The organism is Frankia sp. Allo2 (assembly GCF_000733325.1).
GTDB classification, from domain to species: Bacteria; Actinomycetota; Actinomycetes; order Frankiales; family Frankiaceae; genus Frankia; species Frankia casuarinae.
In genome coordinates this window covers 17,597-40,436 of record NZ_JPHT01000027.1, presented here as the reverse complement: position 1 = coordinate 40,436, position 22,840 = coordinate 17,597, and the positions used below count along the sequence as shown (strand labels likewise).

Below are 22,840 nucleotides of genomic sequence, written 5' to 3'. Positions count from 1 at the left end.
GGCGTGCAGGAGCAGGCCCCGACAGACGGGGCAGCGACCATGCTGGACTTGGAGGAGCAGCGCGGACACACGAAGGCGGTCGGCCAGCAGGCGGTTCGAGTGTGGTCGGCGGGTTGCGGGCCGCCGACGTGCAGCCACCGGCTCGCGGCTTGCCAGCTACCGCCCCCGCGACAGCTCATGGTAGATCCCTACCTCGCTGAGGAAGCCGTGCAGGAGGCGTTCGTGATGGCCGCCGACCGATGGCCACGTGACGGCGTCCCCATTAACCCGCACGCCTGGTTGATCACTACGGCGTTGACCACCGGGGTGGTGTCGTCGTCCGGCGCGGCTTCGGCCACGTAGCGGTCGGCGAGCCCCCAGCACATAGGCGCCGAGAGCGTTGAGGCGTATCTCCCAGAGGCTGTCGGCAGCGTCACGCCGTGGCCGTCGAGTTGAGCCGGGATGATCGGAACAGATCAGAGTTCTAGTACGTCCGCCAGAGTCGTCCGGCGGCGCAGATAGCCGGTCAGTCGTTCGTCGCTGCCGGCACCGAGGGCAGCCAGCAGTCGGGTGAGACTGTCGAACGCCTCGGGGCCGAGAGCCGTGCGTAGATCGTCCTCGATGCGGCGGGCCGCGGCGCGGNGGGNGGNGNGGNAGGCCTGGCCGTGCAGGGNGAGCCGCACGGTGTTCTCGCGGCCGCTGGTCTCGGAGGGTGAGACCTCCAGGTAGTCCGACGTGACCAGGCGATTCACGATCTTGGCTGCGCCCTGGCGGGTGATGCCGAGATGCCGTCCTATCTGTGCGACCGTCGCGCCCGACGATCCGGCGCAGAAGCGGAGTACCCGACCGTCCGGGAATTGGCGCTCGAACCCGGCCGCGGCGAGTTGCTCGTCGAGGCGGTTCTGGTAGCCGACCCATGCCCGGCGCAGCAAGCCGCCGAGGGCGCTCCGATTCGCCGGACCAGCGGCGGCATCAGGCGTGGCCGAGGCATCGTCACCCATAGCGACCCCACCCCCAACTGTCAACCATGGTTGTGACTATAGGTCAGTACCTGTCCGCGCCTACGCCGGGTCGATTGACAACCATGGTTGCCGATTTGCGTCGCGTCGTCGATGCTCAGGCCTATGCGTCGGAAAGGTGCTTTCTCAGTCAGGTTCGGCTGGCCCGCGGCGTACGCGGTGCTCGCCGCCGGTCTACTCGCTGCGTGTTCCGTGAGCGGCTCGCCGCCGGCGGGGAGCGCGACCTCGTCGGCCCGGACCGGCCCCTCGTGGGCGGTGACGGCTACCCGGGAGCCGTTGACGACTGCCAGTGGCTCGGCGGTGTCGCATGACACCGAGGTCATGGCACTGGCCAGCCAGGGCGGTCGCCTGTTCGCGGCGACCGACCAGTGGGAGTNCCCGGGCGCTCCCGCCGCTGGCCAGATCCTGGTCAAAGACGCGGCGGACGCTCCCTGGCGGGTGTTCGAGCAGACAGGGTCGCTTCGCGTGCAGGCCCTGGACTCGTTCCCCATCCCGGCCGACCAGGGCCTGGGAGCCGGGCACTCGCTGCTCGTCACGCAGGCGGTCGTGAACGGGCGTTCGGAGATCCAGTGGCTGCTCGACGGGGCCGGCTCGTTCGCGCCGGACGACGCGTTCGTCCTGCCGTCAACGGCCGCGGCCGTGCGGTCGTTCGGCGCGCACGAGTCGGCTGGCGTGTGGTCCGTGTACGCCGGCGCCGAACCAACCGGGATCCTGCGCGCGACGTGGTCGCCGATCCGGCACACGCTGGTGTTCGACCCGGTATCGGAGCTGACGGCCCCGCCTCCCAACTCACCCGGGCTGAAGACCCAGAAGGTGACCGGGTTCGCCGACTGTGGCGGCGCGCTCTACGTCACGATCAACACGACGCTCTATCGCCGCAACGACGGGGCAGTCCAGCCGGGAACCGCCCGCTGGGCCGCCGTCTATCAGGAGCCACCGGTAGGCGCCCGCAACAGTGGGCTGCGGGGGCTGACCTGTGTCACCCACGACGGCGCGCCAGCACTGCTGACCTCCACCGAGGGCGATGGTGATGCCTTCCGGTTCGACCACCTACCCGCGGGACAGGTCGGCGGCCCTGCACCCGGGCCCGGGCAGGCCGCGGCCGGTCTGTCGCCGGCGCTGGAATTCGACCCGGGTCCCGCGTTGCGCCAACTGCTGGCGGAGCAGGGGACGACGGTGCCGGCGACCGGCAACGGCTCGATCGACTACGTGATCGCCGCCTACAACAACTTCGAGACGATCGACGCCGACGGGGCCTCCCGCCAGTTCTTCGGCGTCGAGCATGCCTACGCCGGCGGTTGCCCGCCGAGCAGGACGTGCGGCCCGACGGCATCGCGCGCGGCGACTTTCGACGCCCAGGCCGTCTTCGCCGTCAGAACCGACACGGGCGGCACGCCGTCCTACGTGCTACGCGCCCTGGACGGGCCTGACTTCACCCCTGCCGGCCCGGTCGGCAAGCCGATCAGGTCCGGGCAGGCGTTCGTTGCGATCAGAACCATCAAGCGGTCGCCCTTCGACGCCGGCCGTATCTACTTCGCCGGCTATGACGCCAATTTCTATCCCGCCGACGGGACCGCCTGGGCCGCAAGCGCGCCGCTGACCGCCGTCGACGCCAGCATGAACGGAGAACGATCATGAAACTGTGGCGACGAGAGCACCACGACTCCGCTTCCCGACGCCGTCCCCGCTCTCGGCGGCGGCTGGTGGCGGCCACGGCCACGGCCACGGCCTCGCTGGCGCTGGCGGCGGGCGCCTGCGGCGGTTCGGCCGCGCCGGCCACAACGGCGAGCGCGGCCCGCCCGAACATCGTCTTCATCCTCACGGACGACCTGTCCTGGAACCNGGTCACCGACCAGATCGCGCCGCACATCACCGCCCTGGAAAGGCAGGGCGAGACGTTCGACCACTACTTCGTGACCGACTCGCTGTGCTGCCCGTCCCGGTCGTCGATCTTCACCGGCCTCCTCCCTCACGACACCAAGGTCGAGACCAACCTGTCCCCTGACGGCGGCTACGGGAAGTTCCAACAGGAGGGCCTCGCCGGCAGGACCTTCGCCGTCGCGCTGCAGGCGGCGGGATACCAGACCTCGATGCTCGGCAAGTACCTCAATGGCTACGGCGACCCCACCATCACCCCGACCACCGGACCCGTCCCGCGCGGCTGGTCCGACTGGCACGTCAGCAACACCACCGGCTACGCGGAGCTCAACTTCGACCAGAACGACAACGGCGTCGTGCGCCACTACGCCGGCCAGGACAACTACGGCGTGGACGTGCTCAACGCCGACGCCCAGGCGTTCATCCGACGCTCGGCCGGGAAGCCGTTCGCCCTGGAGGTGGCTACCTACGCCCCCCACCAGCCGTACACACCGGCGCCGCGCAACGCGGACGACTTCCCCGGCCTGACCGAGCCACGCGACCCGTCCTTCAACACCAACAACACCGACGCACCGGCCTGGCTCGGCCAACGCGCCCCTCTCGCCCCGTCAGTGCTCACGAACCTGGACCAGGCCTACCGCGAGCGTGCCCAGGCCGTCGAGTCCGTCGACAAACTGGTAGGCGACACGGAGGCGACGCTCGCCGCCGAGCACCTGCTCGACAACACCTACTTCGTCTTCAGCTCCGACAACGGCTACCACCTCGGCCAGCACCGCCTCGTCAGAGGCAAGCAGACCGCCTTCGACACCGACATCCGCGTGCCCCTGATCGTCACCGGGCCCGGCGTCCCCCACGGCCGGGTGATCTCCCAGGTCGCTCAGAACGTCGACCTTTACCCCACCTTCACCGACCTCGCCGGCGCCACCCCGGCCAGGCCCGTTGACGGGCGCAGTCTCGTCCCGCTGCTGCGCCCCGCGACGGAGCCGCCATCCTGGCGCACGATCGCGCTCGTCGAACACTTCGGCCAGGCGAGCGACCCCGCCGACCCCGACCACGAACCCGGCGGCAGCAACCCGACGACCTACGAGGCGATCCGGATCTCAGCGCCACACCTCGCGCACTTCGACGGGCCAGTCGAAGCGGTCTACGTGGAGTACAACGACTCCAAACACGAGATCGAGTACTACGACATCACGAAAGACCCCTACGAGATCAACAACGTCGCGGGCGCGCTCACCGGGGCGCAGCGCGCCGAACTACACACGGTCCTTGCCGGCCTCGGAAACTGCCACACCCAGGCCGCCTGCGCCGCCGCCGGTCTGCCGATATGACAACGGCCACTCCCGACCTGGATCTCGTCCCGGCTGGGCGAAGTCGAGCCTGGCCAGCAAGCCCGACGGCAGCACCGCACGCAACTGCGACGCCGCGTTCGACGGCGTCCCCAGGATCCGGCGGCACACCGCGTCATGAGGCGGGGACGAACACGACATGACAACACCCTACCGATACCCACCGGAGCACCCACTCCACCACGACAGTCAAGCACCGGCCCTGACCACTGCCCCGTCGCTCCTCACGACCACCCGCGGCTGAAACGGAACGCTCGACCAGGCCGGTCAGCTACGGCATCAGGCTGGCGGCGACCGTGCCCCCAACTCCGAGCAGGCCTCTCGTGCCCCGGCATCCGCCTCACCGACGATCGACAGGGGCTCGCGCAGGCGCTTCCACTTCAGCCCGGTCGCGATCGCCTCGACGCCACGGACCGCGCCGGTCGTGTCGCTGTTCCCATGGACGTAAAGGGCGTACGGACGACCCACAGTCGCTTCCAAGACCGGGTAATAGATCTGGTCGCAGCACCCTCGCCAAGGTAGGGGTCGGTGAACCGTCACGGGCCACCTCCTCGGGTCAGTGTCCGTTCGTGCTGAACCGTTCGGTCGCCTCGATGATGGCGTTCTGGGTCGCGGGGCTGCCCGTGTGGCCTGCATTGTCGATGATCTTCAGTTCCGCGTCGGGCCATGCCTTGGCGAGATCCCAGGCGGTCTTGAGCGGGCTGGCAAGGTCAAGTCGGCCGTGGATCAACACCGAGGGAATCCCGGCCAGCCGGTGAGCGTCGCGTAGCAACTGCCCGTCCTCCAGCCAGGCGTTGTTTGCAAAGTAGTGCGTGCAGATGCGGACGAAGGCCACGAGCGCATCGTCGGGTTTGCTGCTGTACTGGCCTGGCGCCCCAAGCGCTTCGTGCGCGATGACGGCGTCTTCCCAGGCGCACCAGGCCCGCGCCGCGGTGATTCTTATCGCCTCGTCGGGGCTGCCCAACAGCCGGTTGTAGGCAGCAACGAGACTGCCGTCCCAGTCGTCCTTCGGCACGGCGTCGCGGAACGCTTCCCAGGCGGCTGGCAGCAGGCGCCCGACGCCGCGGTAGAGCCAGTCGATTTCTTCGGGCCGGGTCATGGTGACTCCGACGATGATGATCTCGGAGACCCGTTCAGGGTAGCGCTCGGCGTAGGCGAGTATCAGCGTCGAGCCCCATGAGCTGCCGTAAAAGAGCCACCGGTCGATGCCGAGATGTTCGCGGAGCCTCTCCATGTCGGCGATCAGGTGCCGGGTGGTGTTGTGTTCCAGGCTGACGGTCGCGTCGCTGGCGTGCGGTCGGCTCTGGCCGCAGCCACGCTGGTCGAACAGGATGATCCGGTAGACGTCCGGATCAAACATCCTGCGGCTGCCGCGGCGCCCGCCGCTGCCGGGACCTCCGTGCACCCACAACGCCGGCTTGCCGTCTGGGTTGCCGCTGGTTTCCCAATAGATCTGGTTGTCCTCGCCTACATCGAGGAAGCCGTGCGCGTATGGCTCGATAGGCCGGTACGGCTGCCCCATCTGATGCTCCCTCCGATGCATCGCGCTCGCCGGCCAACTCCGCCAGGTACGCGTCGGCCTCGGCCTCCAGCGCGTCGNCCAGCATCCGTCGCGCGCTCTCGCACACGATCTTCGATCGGCGAGGGTGCCGCCGAGTCACCGTCTTCCGCAACCGGCTGCGACTACCGTCAGCACGGGCATACCCTTCCCGACTGACGCGGCAACGTCGGCCTGTTTGAGGACCTGAACCGCGATCACCGGAAGGGTACACGCTCCCGGCTGACCCACAGACCTCAACCATCGCTCTCGTCGCCTGGCGCGATACCGTACGAATCGGGCAGACCCCGCTTCCGGTCGAGGCCGTGGGTCCACTCGGTGCGGCGTAGGGTCGGGCACAATGTCCCCGGAGGAGGTGGGCATGCATCCGTTGATCGAGGCTAGGCGGGCGGAGATCCAGGGACTCTGCCGTCGGCTCGGCATCCGCCGCCTCGACCTCTTCGGCTCCGCGACCAGCGATGCGTTTGACCTCGACAGCAGCGACGTCGACGTCCTCGTCGAGTTCGACGCCGGCCGCGACGGATTCGACTACTACGGCACCTACTTCGCCCTCAAGGAGGGGCTCGAGCGCCTGCTGGGCCGCGCCGTCGACGTAGTCAGCGTCACCGCCATCCGCAACCCCTACTTCCGCGACCAGGTCATGCGCACCAGGCAGCCCCTGTATGCCGCCTGACCCACGCAAGTACCTCTGGGATGCCGCGAACGCGGCCGAACTCGTCCGGGATTTTGCCCACGGCCAGACCTTCGCCGACTATCAGGCGAACGCGATGCTCCGCGCCGCCGTCGAACGCGAGTTCGAGATCATCGGAGAGGCCCTCAACCAACTCTCCAAGGTCGCCCCCGACCTCGCCGCCGCGATCCCCGAGCTCCCTCGAATAGTCGCTTTCCGGAACATCCTCATCCACGGCTACGCCACCGTCGACGACGCCCTCGTCTGGCAGGTACTCCAGGAGAAACTCCCCGAGCTCGAACAAGTGGTCCGCAGAATGCTGGCGGAAGACTGACCCGGCTGCACCGAGGTNGGCCCACCGCCAGGTGAAGCGGCCGCTGCTGCGGAGGCCGGTCTTGGGGTCAGCTGCGACCCAGATACTCACTTTGTGTGTCCGTACAAGCACCCCGGCTTACGCCAGCCTCTGGTCGCAGCACCCTCGCTAAGTGGTTGAGCCTGGAAGTCCTTTGGGGGTGCAGTGATTCAGCTGGGTTCGGCGGGGAGGTGGATGGTGCAGGCGGTGTCGAGGGCGTCCTGGGGGCTCCCGTCGGTGAAACCCCGGTGATCAGCCGAACGGGAGACCGGAAATCGGTTCTCATGCTCTCCGCGGTCAGCGCCCAGGGAAAGCTTCATTTCATGCTCCAGCAGGGCGGGTCCGTCGACTCCAAGGTCTTCATAGAATTCTGCCGGAAGCTGCTCCAAGACGACGGTGGAAAGGTCTTCCTCATCGTCGACAACGTCAGTTACCACGATTCGAAGGCTGTCCGTCGGTTCGTCGCAGGAACAGACGGTAGGCTCCGGATTTTCTTTCTCTCGCCTTATGCCCCCGACACCAACCCGGACGAGTGGGTCTGGAACAACGTGAAGACCGCACAGATCGGCCGAAAAATGATGGGTGTAGATCCTTCAGAGTGAGATCGTTGGCTGGATGATCTCGGTTCCCTGGGTTTGGGTTGATCGTGAAAGGGCTCCTTGCCACTACGTTCGCGGGTGTCGAAGCCAGAACGTGACGTGAGCAAGGAGCCTGGGTGTCAGGGTATGAGGTTGGCTCGGAGAGGGTGTCGGCGGGTGCGTTCGCCGGGTCGGACGAGCTGTACGGGGCGTTGCGGGCGGGGCTTGCGGGGGCGGAGACCGCGGGCCTGACCCATGAGGGNNNNGANNNGTGGTTGGAGGGCCGGGGCCGGGAGCTGCTGCGGTCGCTGTTCCAGGACCATCTTGATCTGCGGTCGGCGCGGGAGGTGCGGCTGGCCGAACCGCCGGCGGGGGTGGACGGGGTGGTCCGTACCCGGGTGGAGAAGGCGCATCGGCGGGCGCTGTCGACGGNGTTCGGCCGGGNGGCGGTGAGCAGGCTGGCCTATCGGGCGCCGGGGCGGCCAACCTGCACCCGGCGGACGGGGNGTTGAACCTGCCGGTGGGGCTGCACTCGCACGGGCTGCGCCGGCTGGTGGCGNTGGAGGCCGCGCGGGGGTCGTTCGACGCCGCGGTCGCCGCGGTCGCCCGGGCGACCGGGGTGAGGGTCGGTAAGCGCCAGCTTGTCGAGCTGGCCCGGTCGGTGGCGGTCGACGTGGCCGGTTTCTACACGGCCCCGGTGTGCGGGCCGGTGCCCGACGGGCTGCTGTTGGTGTTGCAGTTCGACGGGAAAGGTGTGGTGATGCGGCCGGAGGGGCTGCGCCCGGCCACCGCGAAGGCGGCCGCCGCGGGGCGGAAGCTGGCGACACGGCTGTCGCCCGGGGAGAAGAACGGGCGGAAACGGATGGCGGAGTTGGCCGCGGTCCACGACGTCGTCCCGGTCGTGCGTACCCCGGCTGACGTGCTGCCCCCGCCCGGGGTGACCGGGCCCGACGGGCCGAAGGCCACCGGAAAGTGGGTGACGGCCTCGGTCGTCGACGACATCGCCACGGTGGTGGCGGCCGGGTTCGACGAGGCCGAACGGCGCGACCCGACCCACGCCCGGACCTGGATCGTGCTCGTCGACGGCAACAACACCCAGCTCGACGCCGTCACCGCCGAGGCGGCCCACCGCGGCGTCGTCGTCCACATCGTCGTCGATCTCATCCACGTCCTGGAATACCTGTGGAAGGCCGCCTGGTCGTTTTTCACCACCGGGGACCCCGACGCCGAGGCCTGGGTCACCGACAAGGCCCGCAAGGTACTGGAAGGCCGGGCGGGCCAGGTCGCCACCGGCATCCGCCGCCGCGCCACCTACAACGNCTACAACCAGGCCGAACGCAAGGGCGCCGACACCTGCGCCGACTACCTCGACGCCAAGGCACCCTGGCTTGACTACGCCACCGCCCTGGTGGGCGGCTGGCCGATCGCGACCNGTGTCATCGAGGGAGCCTGCCGCCACCTCGTCAAGGACCGGATGGACATCACCGGTGCCCGATGGGGACTCGACGGCGCCGAATCCGTGCTCCTGCTCCGCGCCCTGGTCACCAACGGCGACTTCGACGACTACTGGAAGTACCACATCGCACAGGAACAGCACCGCAACCACCGCAACCAGTACGCCGACAACCGCATACCGCCCTGATCAACTCACTTCACAAGAACTGCACCCAAAAATGATTACATCGGTCTCGGATCTTTACTCCAACGCCCTCACCGCACTTCGCAGGCTCCAGGAGAACTCTGCGCTTGTCATCGGCTTCTTCGGTGACCCCCACCTCGCCTACATCCGCTGGTAGCCGGTCCAGCTACTTTCGTTCTCCTTAGTGTGCGCCCAGCGGGACGGGAGGTGAAGCCGTGAGGTAGCGGTGGATCCTGCTGTTCGTAAGCTCACCGTCGCTTGCCGGTGAAAGTCCGGTCCGGGTAGCTGCCAGGAGGCCCGGTAGCAGGCTGGCGGCTTCGTCTGGAAACGGGCGGGGTCGAAGCCCAGCGTCAAAGGCCCTGTGAGAGGGGGAGCGAGAGCGCGGTCCGTAGCATAAAGCGAAGCCTGCGGCGTCGTGAGGATCCTGCCCTCCGGGGTGGGAAAGGGAGTGCCGAGCCTCTCACTATCGGGGCGAAGGCCACGGAAGCGGCGAAGATCCTGGAATTGCAGCCGTGAGGAACTCCCCGGCGTATGGGGCGCGGAACGTGCTGACAGTGGCGGTGGGNACTGGGGNGGNCCTCCCCNGCCCGGCAGTCTACGGAAAGCTGCCGGAGAACCGTGCCCTATAACCGGAGATCCCGGGAAGTGGGTGGCGGGCCGGGTGGGCGTCGGAGGCGGCCATATTACCGTTCGAGCCGGCCGGACAACATAACCGGCGGTGAGGGAAGGGCCGCTGCTTCGTCGACGCGTGGAGTTGGAAGGAGGGGCTNGGTGAGTGCCATTGCTGCTATTCCCGCCGCTTCGGGATCCCGAGTGGATCCGGTCCGTGTCTTGCAGCACACGCTGTACCGGGCGGCCAAGGCCGATCCCGGGCGGAGGTTCCATGCGCTCTCGGACAAGGTCCACCGTGGGGACGTCCTGGAGCGTGCGTGGGCACTGGTGCGCGCCAACAGGGGCGCGCCGGGCATTGACCGGACCACCATTGCCCAGGTCGAGGAGTACGGGGTGTCCCGTCTTCTCGACGAGCTGGGCGGCGAATTGCGGGAAGGGGGGTACCGTCCTTTGCCTGTGCGCCGGGTAGAAATTCCCAAGCCGGGGGACAAGGGTGCGTCCCGGCCGCTGTCGATCCCTGCCGNCCGCGACCGTGTGGTGCAGACCGCCGTGAAGATCGTGCTCGAGCCGGTCTTCGAGGCGGACATGGCCGGGTGCTCGTTCGGGTTCCGCCCGCGGCGCTCGGCTCATGACGCACTGCAAGTGCTGGTGGATGCGTGCGGGAAGGGCCGTCGGTGGGTGGTGGAGACGGATATCGCTGATTGCTTTACGGCGATCCCGTTCGAAGGGTTGATGCAGACGATCGAGGAACGGGTCTGCGACCAGGCGATGCTCAGGTTGGTGCGTGCTGTCCTGCGTGCCGGCGTGATGCGCGACGGCGAGGTCCGGAGGCCGGTCAGCGGAATGTCCCAGGGCGGGCCGCTGTCCCCATTACTCTGTAACGTCTACCTGAACCGGCTTGACCGGGAATGGGACGACGGGGACGGGATGATGGTCCGGTTCGCGGACGATATCGTCGTGATGTGCTGGTCGGAGGATCAGGCGGTGCGGGCGATGGATTGTCTGGTCCGGTTGCTCGCTGATCTGGGGCTGGAGACCAAGGCAGCCAAGACCCGTATCGTTCACCTACAGGTGGGAGGGGATGGTCTTGAGTTCCTGGGCTTCCATCACCGCCTGGTGCTGTCGCGGGGTGACCGGGGCAGACGGAGGGTGGCGTTTCTTGCGCGCTGGCCCTCGGACAGGGCCATGCAGCATGCTCGGGATCGGATTCGGGAGATTACGGGACGGTCCAGGCTGCTGCTTAAGCCAGAGGCGGTCGTGCGGGAACTGAACCTGTTCCTGCGTGGCTGGGCCGGATATTTCCGCTACGGATATTCGGCACGGCGCCTTGCTATGATCAGGCGGTTCGCGCAGGTACGGCTGGCTCGGTTTGTTCGGGCCAGACACCGGCGCAGCATGGGCTTCGGCTGGCGGGTGCTGATACGCTCCCGGCCGGTGGACCTCGGCCTGGTCAGCCTGTCTGGGATTGTCGTCACTCCCAGGGCCGGAAAGCTCTGGCGGGAGAGACCGAATGCCGGCGGTGAACGGCGTCGGTAAGCCGTGTGTGGGAGAACCACATGCACGGATTGACGGGGGGCGGCTGGAGACGGAGCATGCTATGGACGGCCGGGATGAGAAACGGGCGGGAAACCGCGCGGACAAAGGTACCGGACCACGCGCCTAAAGCGAGATGCCACCGCGCCAGTCGCCTACCCTACACCGGCCGTGCAAAACCGATCGCATCACCCGACTTCCCTGGACACCGACGGTACGCACCAACCAGCGAACCGACCTTTCCTTATCCTGGGCGGCCCGGCCTACGACGCCCTGATCGCCTTCACCGCGGCCGAACATCAGGCGACTCTGATGAGTCTCGACCAGCGAGCCGCCGCCACCTACGAAGCCATCGGAATCACCGTGGGCCAGCTCGCCTCGTGATGACCGGCCGGCCCGGGTATCCGGCCGTGGTCGGGCAGAGCGGTGCGGATGAGGACCGGAAGATGTCTGGCGTGGGGCCCTACAGGTTCGCCGGCCGGCGCCGAAGGGTCGGTGGCCACGATCCCGGCATCGGCCGCGACCATCATGACCCACAACACCATGATCCAGCGACATCACGAATTAAAGATCAGTAGCGGCGGCCGCGGAAGGTACGCCGCAGGTCGTCGACCCATTGAGCGGGGATTTCCCAGGGAATGAAGTGGCCGCCGTGGTCGTGGGCGTTGAGGTTGACGTGGTTGTACCAGGCGGCGCGGTCGGAGTCGAGGAAGTTCTGAACCCGCTGGTCGGTACTGACGCCGGGTGGGTTTTCATAGCCGACGAAGGTGATGCCGGTGGGCGCCTCGATGGCTGGCTGCCGGTCGTGGGACGGGGTCCACGGGTAGCGGTTGTTGTTGGCGTAGGTGCGGATCGAGGTACCGATCGCGTTGGTCACCCAGAAGATCATGGCATGGGTGAGCAGGTCGTCTTTGGTGAAGACGGTCTCGATGTCGCCGCCGTTGTCGCTCCACTTCACCCAGCGTTCGAGTATCCAGGCGAGCATCCCGGCCGGGGAGTCGGACAGCCCGTAGGCGAGCGTGCTCGGGGCGAGCACGTGCGCGGCGAGGTGGACGGCGAAGCGCCTCTCCACGGCGACGATCTGGGCGTGGATGTCGTCAGGAAGGCCNTCGGGGATGGGCCGGCCGCCGCTGAGGTCCCAGGCCCGGTCGCCGTTGAACAGGGTGAGCTTCAGGCCGGAGCCAATGTGGATGGCGTACAGCTNGTCGGCGTACTTGTGCCCAAGCTGGCCGGTAACCAGGGCTCCGACGTCGCAGCCGGCGGCGGCGTACCTGTCGTAGCCGAGGGTCTGAGTCATGAGGGTGTGCCAGAGGTCGGCGACCTTCCAGAAGTTCAGGTCCGGGTTGTTCGGCAGCGGTACGGAGAACCCGAAGCCGGGAAACGAGGGGATGATCACATCGAATGCTTCGGTGGGATCGCCGCCGTACGCGCCGGGGTCGGCCAGCGGATCGATGACCCTGGACCAGTGCCAGAACGTCCAGGGCCAGCCATGGGTGAGGATCAGGGGGGTCGGATCGGGGCCGACTCCGGCCTTGCGCATGAAGTGCACCGGCACGCCTTCGACCTCGACCTGGTAGTGCTCGTAGGCGTTGATGGCGGCTTCGGACTTGCGCCAGTCGTAGCCGGTGCGCCAGTAGTCGACAAGTTCTTGCAGGTAGGCGCGGTTCACGCCGTAATACCAGTCCTCGTTGCCCGCATCGAGCGGCCAGCGAGTCAACTCCAGGCGCCGCTGGAGGTCGGCGAGCACGTCGTCGGGCACGTGAATCGGCGTCGGCTTCAGTGGGAACGGCCGGGTCTCGACGGCGTGCGACGGCGTGGTTTCGTGGCTCATCGTCGTCTCCTTGTTGTCGTCTCGTCATCATCGTCTTCGCATCATCGTCTTCCTACCGCCGGTCGACGTAACCGGTGAGCCGGTCGACGTATCGGGTGAGTCCGGCTCGGCCGGAACGACATCGCCGCGTGGGGATCGGGCGGGCGTGACCCGGGTAGGAGATGGCTATGTGGACATGGCTACGAGGGATGGCGGCGCGCCGCCGGGCCCATTCCCGTTCCGGGTCCGGGTCCGTGGACAGTTCGGCCTGGAACCCGTCCGGCTGGTGGTGGTGTCTCGACCACGGACGCGCGGAGAACCCGCCGGATGCGCCCGGTCATCGGCGCCTGGGTCCCTACGGCAGTGCCTCGGACGCCGAGAACTGGCGGCAGGGGTTGGACAGGCGCAACGAGGAATGGGACGAAGCGGACCGCCGATGGGCCGGGGACCGCTGACGGTGGTGCTGCCGGCACGGTCCGGTGGTCCTGTCGCCGGACCCGTACGGCCGTGAAGAGCGGCCGCCTCTGCCCGCGCTACCGCACCTCCGAGGACATCATCTGATTGGCCTGCGCATAGGGTGTCGCCTCGGCGGCGCATGAGAACGTACCTTCTTCGTGGATCTCCCGGGCCGCGCGCAGCACGGCCGCGAGAGCGATACGCGGCAGGAGGGAGCCGAAACTGATGCGGCGGACACCGAGCAGGCCCAGTTCGGTCACCGACGGGAACGGGGGCGGGCCCACCAGGACGTTCACCGGGCCCTGGACCCGCTTACAGACCTCGCGGATGGAGTCCGGGCCCAGCAGGCCCGGGGCGTAAAGCACATCGGCGCCGGCCGCCGCGTACGCCTGAAGGCGACGTATCGTATCTTCGAGATCGGGGTGGCCGTAGAGAAAGTTTTCGGCGCGTGCCGTGATGACGAAGGGGAAGGGCAGGCTTCGCGCGGCGGCGACCGCGTGGCCGACTCGTGCGACGGCGTCATCCAAGGCCAGGATCGGCGCCTGCGGTATTCCGGTGGCGTCCTCGATGGACCCCCCGACGGCTCCAGCCTCGGCGGCCAGCAGAACGGTCTTCTCGACGTCCCTGGGTGTCTGCGCGAAGCAGCTCTCGAGGTCGGCGGAGACCGGTAGCGGGGTTGCGGCGGCGATCGCACGGACGTTGGCAAAAGTCAGCGTGCGGTCGATCAGGTTCGCGCCGTCGGCCACACCGTGGCTGAAGGCCAGCCCGGCACTTGTGGTTCCGATGGCGACAAAGCCGGCCTGCGTCAGCAGGCGCGCGGTTCCGGCGTCCCAGGCATTTGCCATGACAAACGGACTGGCCTGCTCGTGTAGCTCACGGAATATCACCGCTTTGCGATGTTGCGCGGTCGTGTTGTCGTCCATCACATCAACTTTCCTGGGGGCAGTTGGGGCACCGGCGTGGATAGATGAGTTCTACGCGCTGGTCGACGGCCGGTGATGCGTCGCGGGTAGCGTCATCTTCGCAGGTGTCGCCTGCGGGTTTCGGCGCAACGCCGACATCAACGCGCCGCCCAGAATATTGCCGCAGGACGTGCGGTGAACGCGCGGGGAGGCATGGCATCGGCTGTGCCGACGAACCGCGAACCTCACCACCACGCCCCCTTTGGTGGGTGCGTAGGAGTCGGGATGCCCACCTTTCAGAGCGGGGAGGACGTCAGTCGCCAGCCCGGGACGCCCGCGGTGAGGGACGGTGGTTCTATGACCGACGACGACGATGACTGGGCCCCGCCGCCCGTGCCCCACGGCGACGGAGACCCGATAGCAGCCGCGGGCGAGGCGCTCAACGAAGCGGAGACCGCCCTGCGGACCTACGCCTGGATACCGGACGCGGACGAGGTCGATGCTGCCGCCGCCATCCTCCACCAGCTGGATTCCGGGCAGCATCGACCTGACGCCCCGGCCCGGTACCTCGTCCACCGGGCGCTGGACGAGACGTACCCGCAGCTGATCGCCTGGCGGCCCCGACCGCTGTACCTGTATGCGGCGGTGAAAACCGTGCAGCTTCTCGCCGCGGCACCGCCCACCCAGGAGCGTGACGATGCCACCCTCGTCGCCTGGGACCGCCTGACCGTCCTGCTCCGCGTCGTGTCCGCCACCGCGGGTGGCAGTAGCTGACATCTGCCCGGATCCGACATCTGCCCGGACCTGACACCTGCGCGACACCTGCCCGACACCTGCCCGCGCCGTCCCACCCGCACCCGGTGGCCGGCGACTGATCCGGAGGTGGCAGCCGCGATCGCCGAAGAAATAAGCTACATCGGCCCCCACCGCGGCGAGTCCGGAGGAGATGGTCGCGTTGCGTTTGGAGAGGTTGGCCCCGAAGTTGGCCCCGAAGTTGGCTCCTAGGTTGGCCCCGTGGACGGCGAGCCGGGCCGTCCGGAACCGGTCGGCGACCGCGTGCCCGGGTTGTCCGGAGCGTCACCGAGCCCCGCGCGCGAGGAGACCCGATATGGCGATCATGCTGGTCGGTGGGGTGCCGCTGCCGACAGCCCCGGCCCGGCGAGGACCCCGGTGGAGCGGGCGTTCAGGGCATACCTTGATACCCAGATGAAACAGACGCGAAGCGGAGTATCGGTGACTGACTCGACCATCATCTATACACACACTGACGAGGCTCCGGCCCTGGCGACGTACTCGTTCCTGCCCGTGGTCCAGGCGTACGCCGCGACGGCCGGGGTTAGTGTCGACAGCCGCGACATCTCCCTGGCGGGGCGGATCATCGCCAGTTTCCCCGAGGATCTCGAGGAGGCCCAGCGCATCGAGGACGCGCTCGCCGAGCTCGGTGAGCTGGCCAGGACGCCCGAGGCGAACATCATCAAGCTGCCGAACATCTCGGCTTCGATTCCGCAGCTGAAGGCGGCGATCGTCGAGCTGCAGAAGCGGGGCTATGCGCTGCCGGACTACCCGGACGACCCGAAGACCGACGAGGAGCGGGAGATCCGCGCCCGTTATGACAAGGTGAAGGGCAGCGCCGTCAACCCGGTGCTGCGCGAGGGCAACTCCGACCGCCGCGCCCCGGCCTCGGTGAAGAACTACGCCCGGACCCACCCGCACCGGATGGGCGCGTGGACACCCGACTCGAAGACGAACGTCGCCACGATGGGCGCCGGCGACTTCCGCTCCACCGAGAAGTCCACGATCATCGCCGCGGCCGGCACGCTGCGCATCGAGCTTGCGGGTGACGACGGCAGCACCACCGTCCTGCTCCCGTCCCTGCCGGTGCTGGCGGGCGAGGTAGTGGACGCGGCCGTCCTGCGGGTGGCCGCGCTGCGCGAGTTCCTCACCGCGCAGATCGCCCGGGCCAAGGCCGAGGGCGTGCTGTTTTCGGTGCACCTGAAGGCCACGATGATGAAGGTCTCCGACCCGATCATCTTCGGCCACGTGGTACGGGCCTTCTTCCCGAAGACGTTCGCCACCCACGGCGCGACGCTCGCCGCGGCCGGCCTGTCCCCGAACGACGGGCTCGGCGGTATCCTCAAGGGCCTGGAATCGCTGCCCGAGGGCGCGCAGATCAAGGCCTCCTTCGCCGCGGAGCTCGCCGAGGGCCCCGCCCTGGCAATGGTCGACTCCGACCGCGGCATCACCAACCTGCACGTGCCCAGCGACGTCATCGTCGACGCCTCCATGCCGGCCATGATCCGTACCTCCGGCCACATGTGGGGCCCGGACGGCCGGGAGGCGGACACCCTGGCGGTCCTGCCCGACTCGAGCTACGCCGGCATCTACCAGGTCGCCATCGACGACTGCCGGGCGCACGGCGCCTACGACCCCGCGACGATGGGCTCGGTGGCCAACGTCGGCCTGATGGCGCAGAAGGCCGAGGAGTACGGCAGCCACGACAAGACCTTCGAGATCCCCACCACGGGCACGGTGCGGATCGTCGACCAGGCCGGCACCGTGGTGCTGGAGCAGGCGGTCGCCGCCGGCGACATCTTTCGCGCCTGCCAGACCAAGGACGCGCCGATCCGGGACTGGGTGAAGCTCGCCGTCGCGCGCGCCCGCGCCACCGGTGACCCGGCGGTGTTCTGGCTCGACGAGAACCGCGCCCACGACGCGAGGCTGATCGAGAAGGTCCGGGCGTATCTGCCCGGGCACGACACCTCCGGGCTGCGGATCGAGATCAAGGCTCCGGTCGACGCGATCGCGTTCTCACTGGAGCGGATCCGCCGCGGCGAGAACACGATCTCAGTCACCGGCAACGTGCTGCGTGACTATCTGACCGACCTGTTCCCGATCCTGGAGCTCGGCACGAGTGCCAAGATGCTCTCGATCGTCCCGCTCATGAACGGTGGCGGCCTGTTCGAGACCGGCGCCGGCGGCTCCGCGCCCAAGCACGTCCAGCAGCTGCTCAGGGAGAACTACCTGCGCTGGGACAGCCTGGGCGAGTTCCTGGCGCTCGCGGCCAGCTTCGAGCAGTTCGCGCGGACGACGGGCAACGCGCGTGCCCAGGTGCTCGCCGACACCCTCGACCGCGCGACCNCCACCTTCCTCAACGAGGACAAGTCGCCCAGCCGCCGGCTGGGTGGCCTCGACAACCGCGGCAGCCATTTCTACCTGGCGCTCTACTGGGCGCAGGAGCTGGCCGCGCAGATCGGCGACCCCCGTCTCGCGGAGGCGTTCGCCGGTCTCGCCAAGACGCTCGCCGACCAGGAGAAGGCGATCGTCGACGAACTGATCGCGGTCCAGGGCTCGCCTGCCGACATCGGGGGGTACTACCAGCCCGACCCCGTCAAGGCCGCGGCCGTCATGCGTCCGTCGAAGATCTTCAACGAGGCCATCGCCAGCCTCGGCTGACGAGACCCGAGCGAGGGTCCCACGCCAAGGAGGGGGATCCCACGCGATAACGCGATGAGAGGAGGGCCCCGGCCTCCGGGTCCGGACCCGGACCCGGGGCCCTCCCGTCGTCGGCAGCGGCCATGCCGTGACTCCGTGTAGCGCAATGGCCTCCATCTGCCGCGGCGGAACTTCGCTCCAACGATGAACCGGCATATGGATTGTTATTCCGTCATCAACATGTCTGTTGAGGTTCATGGGCGGCGCCTAGCGTCAGCCGGGTAGTTGAGCGATTTTCCGGGCCAGTCAGTGATATTGAGCAGGGTTTCGGGCTGGTCGGTGATGACGACGCGCTGGNGTTGATCAGGTCCCGGTTGCCGGGCCTGTCGCCGGCGGAGCGGCGGGTCGCCGATGCGGTCCTGCCGGCGCCGCTGAAGGTCCTGGACATCTCGTGACCCGGACCGGCCGGGCCCTGATCTGACGCGTCCCCGCCGCCGGGCGATGCGGGCGAACGCCGCGGCCCGGCCGCCACAGCCCGGCCGCCGCGGCGGCGAGCAGGCAGCAGGCACCGGCTCCCGCCAGGGCCATCCAGGGGACCCAGCCACCCGGAGGATTCCACTGCGACGAGCCCAGGAACCAGGCCGGTCCATAGCTGCCCACGGCGCTGCGCTGCCAGTCCGTCCACAGGCCGACGGCATGCACCGCGACCACCGCCATGACGGCGACGGCGGGCCCCGCCCGGCGCAGGGTCGCGGGGATACGCGCGGCCCGCCGGGTCAGGATCTCCCCGGCCGCCAGGGGTACCAGCACCGCGATCGGCAGCAGGTACCGCCCGTAAACCGGGAAGCGCGTCTGCCGCAGGACCAGCACGTCGAGCACCACCGCCACCGCCACCACGCCGATCAGCACCGCGCCGAGGCGGATCCGCTGCCGCCAGGTTCCCACGACGAACGCCGCACCGAGCAGGACCAGCAGGCACGCGCCCCACGTCCAGTAGGCGAACGAGGGCATCCGCAGGCTCGCCCAGCCGAACACCCCGACCCACTGCCGTGCCCAGGCGGGCGCGTCGGACGACAGCTGCCGCAGCCCCTGCTCCGCGAGCTCACGGCGTATCCCCGGGTGTGGCTGCACGCGCCTCTCCCAGACCGCGGTCGCGACGACCCCGGCCACGGCGAGGGCGATCCACGGAACCGAGAGCCACCCGACCAGCCGGTGCCGCCGGGGCCCCTCCGTTGGCTGGGTCCCTTCTGTTGACCGGGGCCGCTCGACCGGCCGGGGCTGCTCGACGGCGGGTACCGCATCGACGGCCCGCGCCCGCGCGCGGGGGGCCGCGAGACCGGCGGCGATCATCGGGGNGAGCAGCACCCACAGGGGACCGGACGGCCGGGACAACGCCACCAGCGCGGCGACGAGGCCGAGGGCGGGCCAGATCCACCTCGGCGGCGCGCCCGGTCGACCGAGTCGCAGCGCCAGGGTGAACAACGCGGTCGCGCCCGCGATCTCCATCCCGTTCGTGCCGAGGACGGAACCCAGGAACAACGCCATCGGCGAGACCGCCAGCAGCACGCCGCCGACCGAGAGCAGTCCGGCGCGGGAATCCCAGGAGGCGAAGATAATGATCGTCAACAGCNTCACCACGATGGCAGCCGAGGTCGCCCGCCCGGCGTAGAGCGCGCCGTCCGCCGTGTGCGTGTGGATCATCACGGCACCCTCGACCGCGTAGAGATAGGGCTCATAGGTGCCCACGTAACTGAGGGCCCGCGTCGCCGGCGGCCGGGGGCGCGGACGGTCGAGGCACGCGACGGACACCCAGTCGCGGAAGAGGTCGCAGGGCAACCCCGCCGCGCCAGGGTTGAGCCCGGCGGGCAGGGCGAAGACGCGGCTGTTGCGATTGATCCAGTCGATCCGTTCGGCGCGGCCCGGTCCGTTGCCGAACGACGGATGTGCCAGCCTGCCGGGTGTTCCCGTCCATTGTCCGGTGCCCGCGCCGACCGCCTTCACGAAGTGGGCGGGCTCGTCGGGGCCGAACCCCGGCGGGTTGGTGGCGACCCAGGCCGCGACGAGCAGGAGGAACCCCGCGACGAGAAGCCGGGGAGGCAGCCGGGACGCACCCGGGGCCCGGTGGCCCGTCCCCCGCAGCCGGCCCCGCCGGCCCGGCCAGCCCGGCCGGCCCCGCCGGCCCGGCCAGCCCGGCCGGCCCCGCCAGCCCGGCCAGCTACTTCGGCCACTCCGGTGATGCGCGGCACTGCCGGGACGGTCCGTCGCCGAACGGCACTCCGGTCCACCGGCCATGACTCCCCCGTCGCGCCCCGACGTCCGATGGTTCCCTCGCCCCATCGCACCCTGTCACGCTTATCTAACTCCACTGCATGATTGGCGGATTGGCGGGACCGGGCCGATCGTCCGCGGGTCGCCACCAGGGCCCGCCGGGCGGAACGGCGAGGCGGCGGGGCGGCGGGGCGGCGGGGCGGAGCGGAACTCAGCCGGCGCCGGGCACCGTGACGTTCTTCTCCGTGAAGCCGAAACCGGCCTGTCCGGCGGTCTGCTGGAAAGCGGTGAAGAGGTTCTCCTCGGAGTTGATGTCGGCATCCGTCGCGGTGCCGTTCTTCAACTTCCCGGTGAGGGTGTTGAACTTGTCGCTGATTGACTGCACCGCGTTGCACAGTGACGGGTTGGCCAGGGCGAACTTCTTGGCGACCTTGAGTTCGTGGACGGTGAACACGCCGGCGACCGCGGCCTTGGCGTAGGTACGTTTCCGTTTCGGGGCTCCGGATCGGAAGCCGCCGTTCTTCGCCGGCTTGTAGATGTACCGGTGGAAGGCCCCGAGCGCGAGGCCCGCGTGCACCGCGAACCGCGTCTTGGCGAAGGCCCTGCTGTTGCCGCCCGTCGGGCAGGCACCGCTGTACTCGGAGTCGTCGTCGGTGCCCGTCGAGCTGGATGCCGTGGCGCCCTGCACGGTCTTGGAGCCGCCGTTCGAGGAGTTGCACGCCCCGAGCAGCACGGCCGGGAGCAGCGCCACCAGCAGGACGATTCCCCATCGTGATGCGCGGCCCGCCGGTCTGGCGATCATCGAAGACATCCACTACCTACTTTCGACAGCGTTCGCCGGCATCGCGGATGTCCGGCGAACGATCTACGGCGTTACGCGTGCGATGGGTGACTCTAGACGAGTAGGCCCTGGATCGGAGCGGATGGGGCAAACGGGCAGGTGGGCAGGCAGGCAGACGGGCAGGCAGGCAGACGGGCAGGTGGGCAGGCAGGCAGACGGCGGCACAACGGGGTTTCGGGTCAGCGTTCGCTGCCGGTGACCGGCGTGCTGCGGGCCTCGGCCGGGACGGACCGGGCCGCGGGGTGGACCCGCCCGGCCGGCCCCGCGGCGAAGGCCTGCAGCAGGGTGGTGGTGACCTGGGTGACGAACCGCTGCACCGGCTCCCCATGGGCGCCCGGCCCGCAGACATCGAGCAGGGCGCACACCCACGCGCTGGTGCCGGCGTCGAAGACACCGGCCCCGGACGGCGCCGTGTAGTAGCTGACGTCGGAGTAGTCGGCCTGACCGTGGCAGGCCACCGGCGAGTGGGCCAGCACTTCGATCATCTGTGGCGTCGGCCGGTTGGGATCGACGCGATCATATTCGGACCCGATCATGCCCGGGATCCGGCTGCCCGCCGCCAGCCCCGTGCCGGCCAGCAGCCAGTGACCGGGGTTGGTCACCACCAGATCGGCGTGCACCGGGTTGCACTGGTACATGCCGCCGGTGAGCGAGCTCTCCGGGTCGGCGTTCGGCGGCGACGGCCAGTTCGCGGTGATCTGGCTGTTGTCCCGCCCGTACAGGGGGTCCTCGTTGGCGACCTTGTAGCCCGTTTCCAGCCGGTCGGGCCCATGGGGCGTGGGCGCGAGCCGGATCCGGCGGTATACGGCGTTGGCGCCGAGGAAGGCGATGTTCGCCCCGGCGTCCCGGGCGGCGGTCAGCGTCGCCCGCATCCGCGGCGAGTAGTACTCGTCGTGCCCCAGCGAGATCACCGCGCGGGCACCGTCGAACAGCCGCGGCTCGGCATGCAGGTCGATGTCGGTGGCATAGGCGAGCGGCAGGCCGAGCCGCTCTGCCAGCGTCACCAGGGGCGCCTCGTTCCCGGTGAAGTCCGCGGCACCGTCGCCGTAGCCGTAGGGCCGGTCGAACGAGACGACGCGGGCGCGGTCGGCGAAACCCCGCAGCCCGTGGTAAAGGCTGTAGCCTCCCCAGGCGTTGTACGCCTGCCAGGTGGTGACCGAGTTGAGGATCACGATCCTGCCCTGCGCGGACGGGCTGCGCACCGTCAACGGCACGTACGACTGGAATCCGTTGCTGCTGTCGAGGCGGAACAGGTAGTCGCCCGGCGGCCACGTCGCCGTGTCGAAGGTCACGGTCGGGGCCCACGACGCGGCCGACACGGTGTTCGTCGTCGCGTTCATCGCCGCCGACGGCTGGACCCGGCCGGGCAGCTCCTCCCGCCGGGTGATGAGCCGGCAGGTGTGGCCGCCGTACCAGCCGATCCGGAACACCGAGACGGCGAGCCGGCTCGCCGTGGTGGAGGCGAACAACCGTACGGGCTGACCGGGGTCGACGCCGACCCGGTCCAGCCAGCCCTCGACCGCGTGGCCCTCGCCGAGCCGGGCCAGCCCGCAGTCGGCGCCGGGCCGGGCGTTTTCGGCCTTGACGTCGAACCCGGCGGGCGTGTCCGGCTCCGTGGGTCTCCCGGACCCGCCCGACGCGTCGGTACCGGCCGACGGCCGGTTACCCGCCGCGGGCGATGAGCCGTCACAACCGGTGCCGACCAGCCCGATCAGGCCGACCAGCGCGACGGCCGTCAACGCGACACGGGGTGACACGGGACGGGATCGCACGGCGCCCGACCGGACGATGCCCGACCGGACGATGCCGGAGGGGACGATGCGGCCGCCGGTCGGGCGCCTGTCCTGCCGCGACCACCACGTAACCCGCAGTCCCGACGCAATCTGCGATCGCAAGCCGCCCCCGTCCCTACCCGATCTTCACCTCGCTCCCGTGCCGGATCGCTATCCGATCGACCTGATGGC

Annotated in this window: 19 protein-coding genes and 2 pseudogenes; 12 read left to right on the top strand and 9 right to left on the bottom strand. The window is 69.1% G+C overall.

Translation table 11 applies throughout. The annotated features are described in order from the left end of the window. Window positions 1–39: 39 nt before the first annotated feature. Complete coding sequence (locus ALLO2_RS26530; protein WP_160172406.1) at window positions 40–342, top strand: hypothetical protein; 303 nt, start codon at window positions 40–42, stop codon at window positions 340–342. Window positions 343–455: 113 nt separating this feature from the next. On the opposite strand, the pseudogene ALLO2_RS23480 reads toward ALLO2_RS26530, so the two are convergent. After that, a pseudogene (locus ALLO2_RS23480) lies at window positions 456–980 on the bottom strand (MarR family winged helix-turn-helix transcriptional regulator). Window positions 981–1,183: 203 nt separating this feature from the next. On the opposite strand from ALLO2_RS23480, the gene ALLO2_RS27835 reads away from it, so the two are divergent. Beyond that, window positions 1,184–1,309: a hypothetical protein gene (locus ALLO2_RS27835; RefSeq protein WP_255361211.1), complete on the top strand. Its 126-nt coding sequence runs from the start codon at window positions 1,184–1,186 to the stop codon at window positions 1,307–1,309. Between the two features lie 1,323 nt (window positions 1,310–2,632). After that, complete coding sequence (locus ALLO2_RS16865) at window positions 2,633–4,207, top strand: sulfatase (RefSeq protein WP_084588470.1); 1,575 nt, start codon at window positions 2,633–2,635, stop codon at window positions 4,205–4,207. On the opposite strand, the gene ALLO2_RS28325 is transcribed toward ALLO2_RS16865, so the two are convergent. The 3 genes from ALLO2_RS28325 to pip form a co-directional block, all read right to left on the bottom strand. Further along, window positions 4,133–4,366 (bottom strand): Rpn family recombination-promoting nuclease/putative transposase, encoded by a 234-nt coding sequence (locus tag ALLO2_RS28325; RefSeq protein ID WP_023842202.1) that lies wholly within the window; start codon window positions 4,364–4,366, stop codon window positions 4,133–4,135. The two genes, ALLO2_RS16865 and ALLO2_RS28325, sit on opposite strands and share 75 nt — an antisense overlap. A gap of 138 nt (window positions 4,367–4,504) precedes the next feature. Then, complete coding sequence (locus tag ALLO2_RS16860) at window positions 4,505–4,705, bottom strand: flavodoxin (RefSeq protein ID WP_232235150.1); 201 nt, start codon at window positions 4,703–4,705, stop codon at window positions 4,505–4,507. 76 nt (window positions 4,706–4,781) lie between these two features. Continuing rightward, window positions 4,782–5,747 (bottom strand): prolyl aminopeptidase, encoded by a 966-nt coding sequence (pip, locus tag ALLO2_RS16855; RefSeq protein ID WP_011436607.1) that lies wholly within the window; start codon window positions 5,745–5,747, stop codon window positions 4,782–4,784. Window positions 5,748–6,144: 397 nt separating this feature from the next. Here pip and ALLO2_RS16850 point away from each other — a divergent pair, with 397 nt between their 5' ends. From ALLO2_RS16850 to ALLO2_RS16825, 7 genes and pseudogenes are all read left to right on the top strand, one after another. Next, window positions 6,145–6,456 carry a nucleotidyltransferase family protein gene (locus tag ALLO2_RS16850; RefSeq protein ID WP_035733361.1) on the top strand — a complete coding sequence of 104 codons (312 nt, stop codon included), beginning with the start codon at window positions 6,145–6,147 and terminating at the stop codon, window positions 6,454–6,456. Beyond that, window positions 6,446–6,787 carry a DUF86 domain-containing protein gene (locus tag ALLO2_RS16845; RefSeq protein WP_011436609.1) on the top strand — a complete coding sequence of 114 codons (342 nt, stop codon included), beginning with the start codon at window positions 6,446–6,448 and terminating at the stop codon, window positions 6,785–6,787. Before ALLO2_RS16850 ends, ALLO2_RS16845 begins: the two co-directional genes overlap by 11 nt. Window positions 6,788–6,942: 155 nt before the next feature. Then, window positions 6,943–7,407, top strand: coding sequence for a transposase (locus ALLO2_RS24720; RefSeq protein WP_083718609.1), 465 nt, complete (start codon window positions 6,943–6,945; stop codon window positions 7,405–7,407). A gap of 143 nt (window positions 7,408–7,550) precedes the next feature. Then, window positions 7,551–9,025 (top strand): annotated as a pseudogene (locus ALLO2_RS16835) (ISKra4 family transposase). Window positions 9,026–9,056: 31 nt separating this feature from the next. Beyond that, window positions 9,057–9,179: a hypothetical protein gene (locus ALLO2_RS27830; protein ID WP_255361210.1), complete on the top strand. Its 123-nt coding sequence runs from the start codon at window positions 9,057–9,059 to the stop codon at window positions 9,177–9,179. A gap of 674 nt (window positions 9,180–9,853) precedes the next feature. Then, window positions 9,854–11,170 carry a group II intron reverse transcriptase/maturase gene (ltrA, locus tag ALLO2_RS16830; protein ID WP_232235149.1) on the top strand — a complete coding sequence of 439 codons (1,317 nt, stop codon included), beginning with the start codon at window positions 9,854–9,856 and terminating at the stop codon, window positions 11,168–11,170. 168 nt (window positions 11,171–11,338) lie between these two features. Then, window positions 11,339–11,551 (top strand): hypothetical protein, encoded by a 213-nt coding sequence (locus ALLO2_RS16825; RefSeq protein WP_011436614.1) that lies wholly within the window; start codon window positions 11,339–11,341, stop codon window positions 11,549–11,551. A 187-nt stretch (window positions 11,552–11,738) separates the two neighbouring features. Here the strand turns inward: ALLO2_RS16825 and ALLO2_RS16820 are convergent, their stop codons facing one another. Both ALLO2_RS16820 and ALLO2_RS16810 read right to left on the bottom strand, forming a co-directional pair. After that, window positions 11,739–12,998 carry an epoxide hydrolase family protein gene (locus ALLO2_RS16820; RefSeq protein ID WP_035733329.1) on the bottom strand — a complete coding sequence of 420 codons (1,260 nt, stop codon included), beginning with the start codon at window positions 12,996–12,998 and terminating at the stop codon, window positions 11,739–11,741. A 512-nt stretch (window positions 12,999–13,510) separates the two neighbouring features. After that, the gene (locus ALLO2_RS16810) at window positions 13,511–14,356 is read right to left on the bottom strand and encodes an isocitrate lyase/phosphoenolpyruvate mutase family protein (RefSeq protein WP_011436617.1); all 846 of its coding nucleotides are present in this window, start codon (window positions 14,354–14,356) and stop codon (window positions 13,511–13,513) included. A gap of 336 nt (window positions 14,357–14,692) precedes the next feature. On the opposite strand from ALLO2_RS16810, the gene ALLO2_RS16805 reads away from it, so the two are divergent. Both ALLO2_RS16805 and ALLO2_RS16800 read left to right on the top strand, forming a co-directional pair. After that, the gene (locus tag ALLO2_RS16805) at window positions 14,693–15,109 is read left to right on the top strand and encodes a hypothetical protein (RefSeq protein ID WP_035733326.1); all 417 of its coding nucleotides are present in this window, start codon (window positions 14,693–14,695) and stop codon (window positions 15,107–15,109) included. Between the two features lie 459 nt (window positions 15,110–15,568). After that, window positions 15,569–17,788 carry an NADP-dependent isocitrate dehydrogenase gene (locus ALLO2_RS16800; RefSeq protein ID WP_035733324.1) on the top strand — a complete coding sequence of 740 codons (2,220 nt, stop codon included), beginning with the start codon at window positions 15,569–15,571 and terminating at the stop codon, window positions 17,786–17,788. A gap of 342 nt (window positions 17,789–18,130) precedes the next feature. On the opposite strand, the gene ALLO2_RS16795 is transcribed toward ALLO2_RS16800, so the two are convergent. The 3 genes from ALLO2_RS16795 to ALLO2_RS16785 all read right to left on the bottom strand — a co-directional run bounded on the left by ALLO2_RS16795 (window position 18,131) and on the right by ALLO2_RS16785 (window position 22,633). Beyond that, window positions 18,131–20,059, bottom strand: coding sequence for a DUF2142 domain-containing protein (locus ALLO2_RS16795; RefSeq protein WP_232235148.1), 1,929 nt, complete (start codon window positions 20,057–20,059; stop codon window positions 18,131–18,133). Between the two features lie 187 nt (window positions 20,060–20,246). After that, window positions 20,247–20,837, bottom strand: a complete 591-nt coding sequence (locus tag ALLO2_RS16790; RefSeq protein WP_232235147.1) for a hypothetical protein — start codon at window positions 20,835–20,837, stop codon at window positions 20,247–20,249. Window positions 20,838–21,055: 218 nt separating this feature from the next. Then, a complete protein-coding gene (locus tag ALLO2_RS16785) occupies window positions 21,056–22,633 on the bottom strand; it encodes a N,N-dimethylformamidase beta subunit family domain-containing protein (protein ID WP_232235146.1) in 1,578 nt (525 codons plus the stop codon). Window positions 22,634–22,840 lie beyond the last annotated feature (207 nt).

What these genes read in the sequence shown, in the direction of transcription:
- ALLO2_RS16810 (WP_011436617.1), bottom strand. Translation starts at nt 14,356, where the DNA reads ATGGACGACAACACGACCGCGCAACATCGCAAAGCGGTGATATTCCGT.
- ALLO2_RS26530 (WP_160172406.1), top strand. Translation starts at nt 40, where the DNA reads ATGCTGGACTTGGAGGAGCAGCGCGGACACACGAAGGCGGTCGGCCAG.
- ALLO2_RS16790 (WP_232235147.1), bottom strand. Translation starts at nt 20,837, where the DNA reads ATGATCGCCAGACCGGCGGGCCGCGCATCACGATGGGGAATCGTCCTG.
- ALLO2_RS28325 (WP_023842202.1), bottom strand. Translation starts at nt 4,366, where the DNA reads ATGTCGTGTTCGTCCCCGCCTCATGACGCGGTGTGCCGCCGGATCCTG.
- ALLO2_RS16805 (WP_035733326.1), top strand. Translation starts at nt 14,693, where the DNA reads ATGACCGACGACGACGATGACTGGGCCCCGCCGCCCGTGCCCCACGGC.
- ALLO2_RS27830 (WP_255361210.1), top strand. Translation starts at nt 9,057, where the DNA reads ATGATTACATCGGTCTCGGATCTTTACTCCAACGCCCTCACCGCACTT.
- pip (WP_011436607.1), bottom strand. Translation starts at nt 5,747, where the DNA reads ATGGGGCAGCCGTACCGGCCTATCGAGCCATACGCGCACGGCTTCCTC.
- ALLO2_RS16845 (WP_011436609.1), top strand. Translation starts at nt 6,446, where the DNA reads ATGCCGCCTGACCCACGCAAGTACCTCTGGGATGCCGCGAACGCGGCC.
- ALLO2_RS16850 (WP_035733361.1), top strand. Translation starts at nt 6,145, where the DNA reads ATGCATCCGTTGATCGAGGCTAGGCGGGCGGAGATCCAGGGACTCTGC.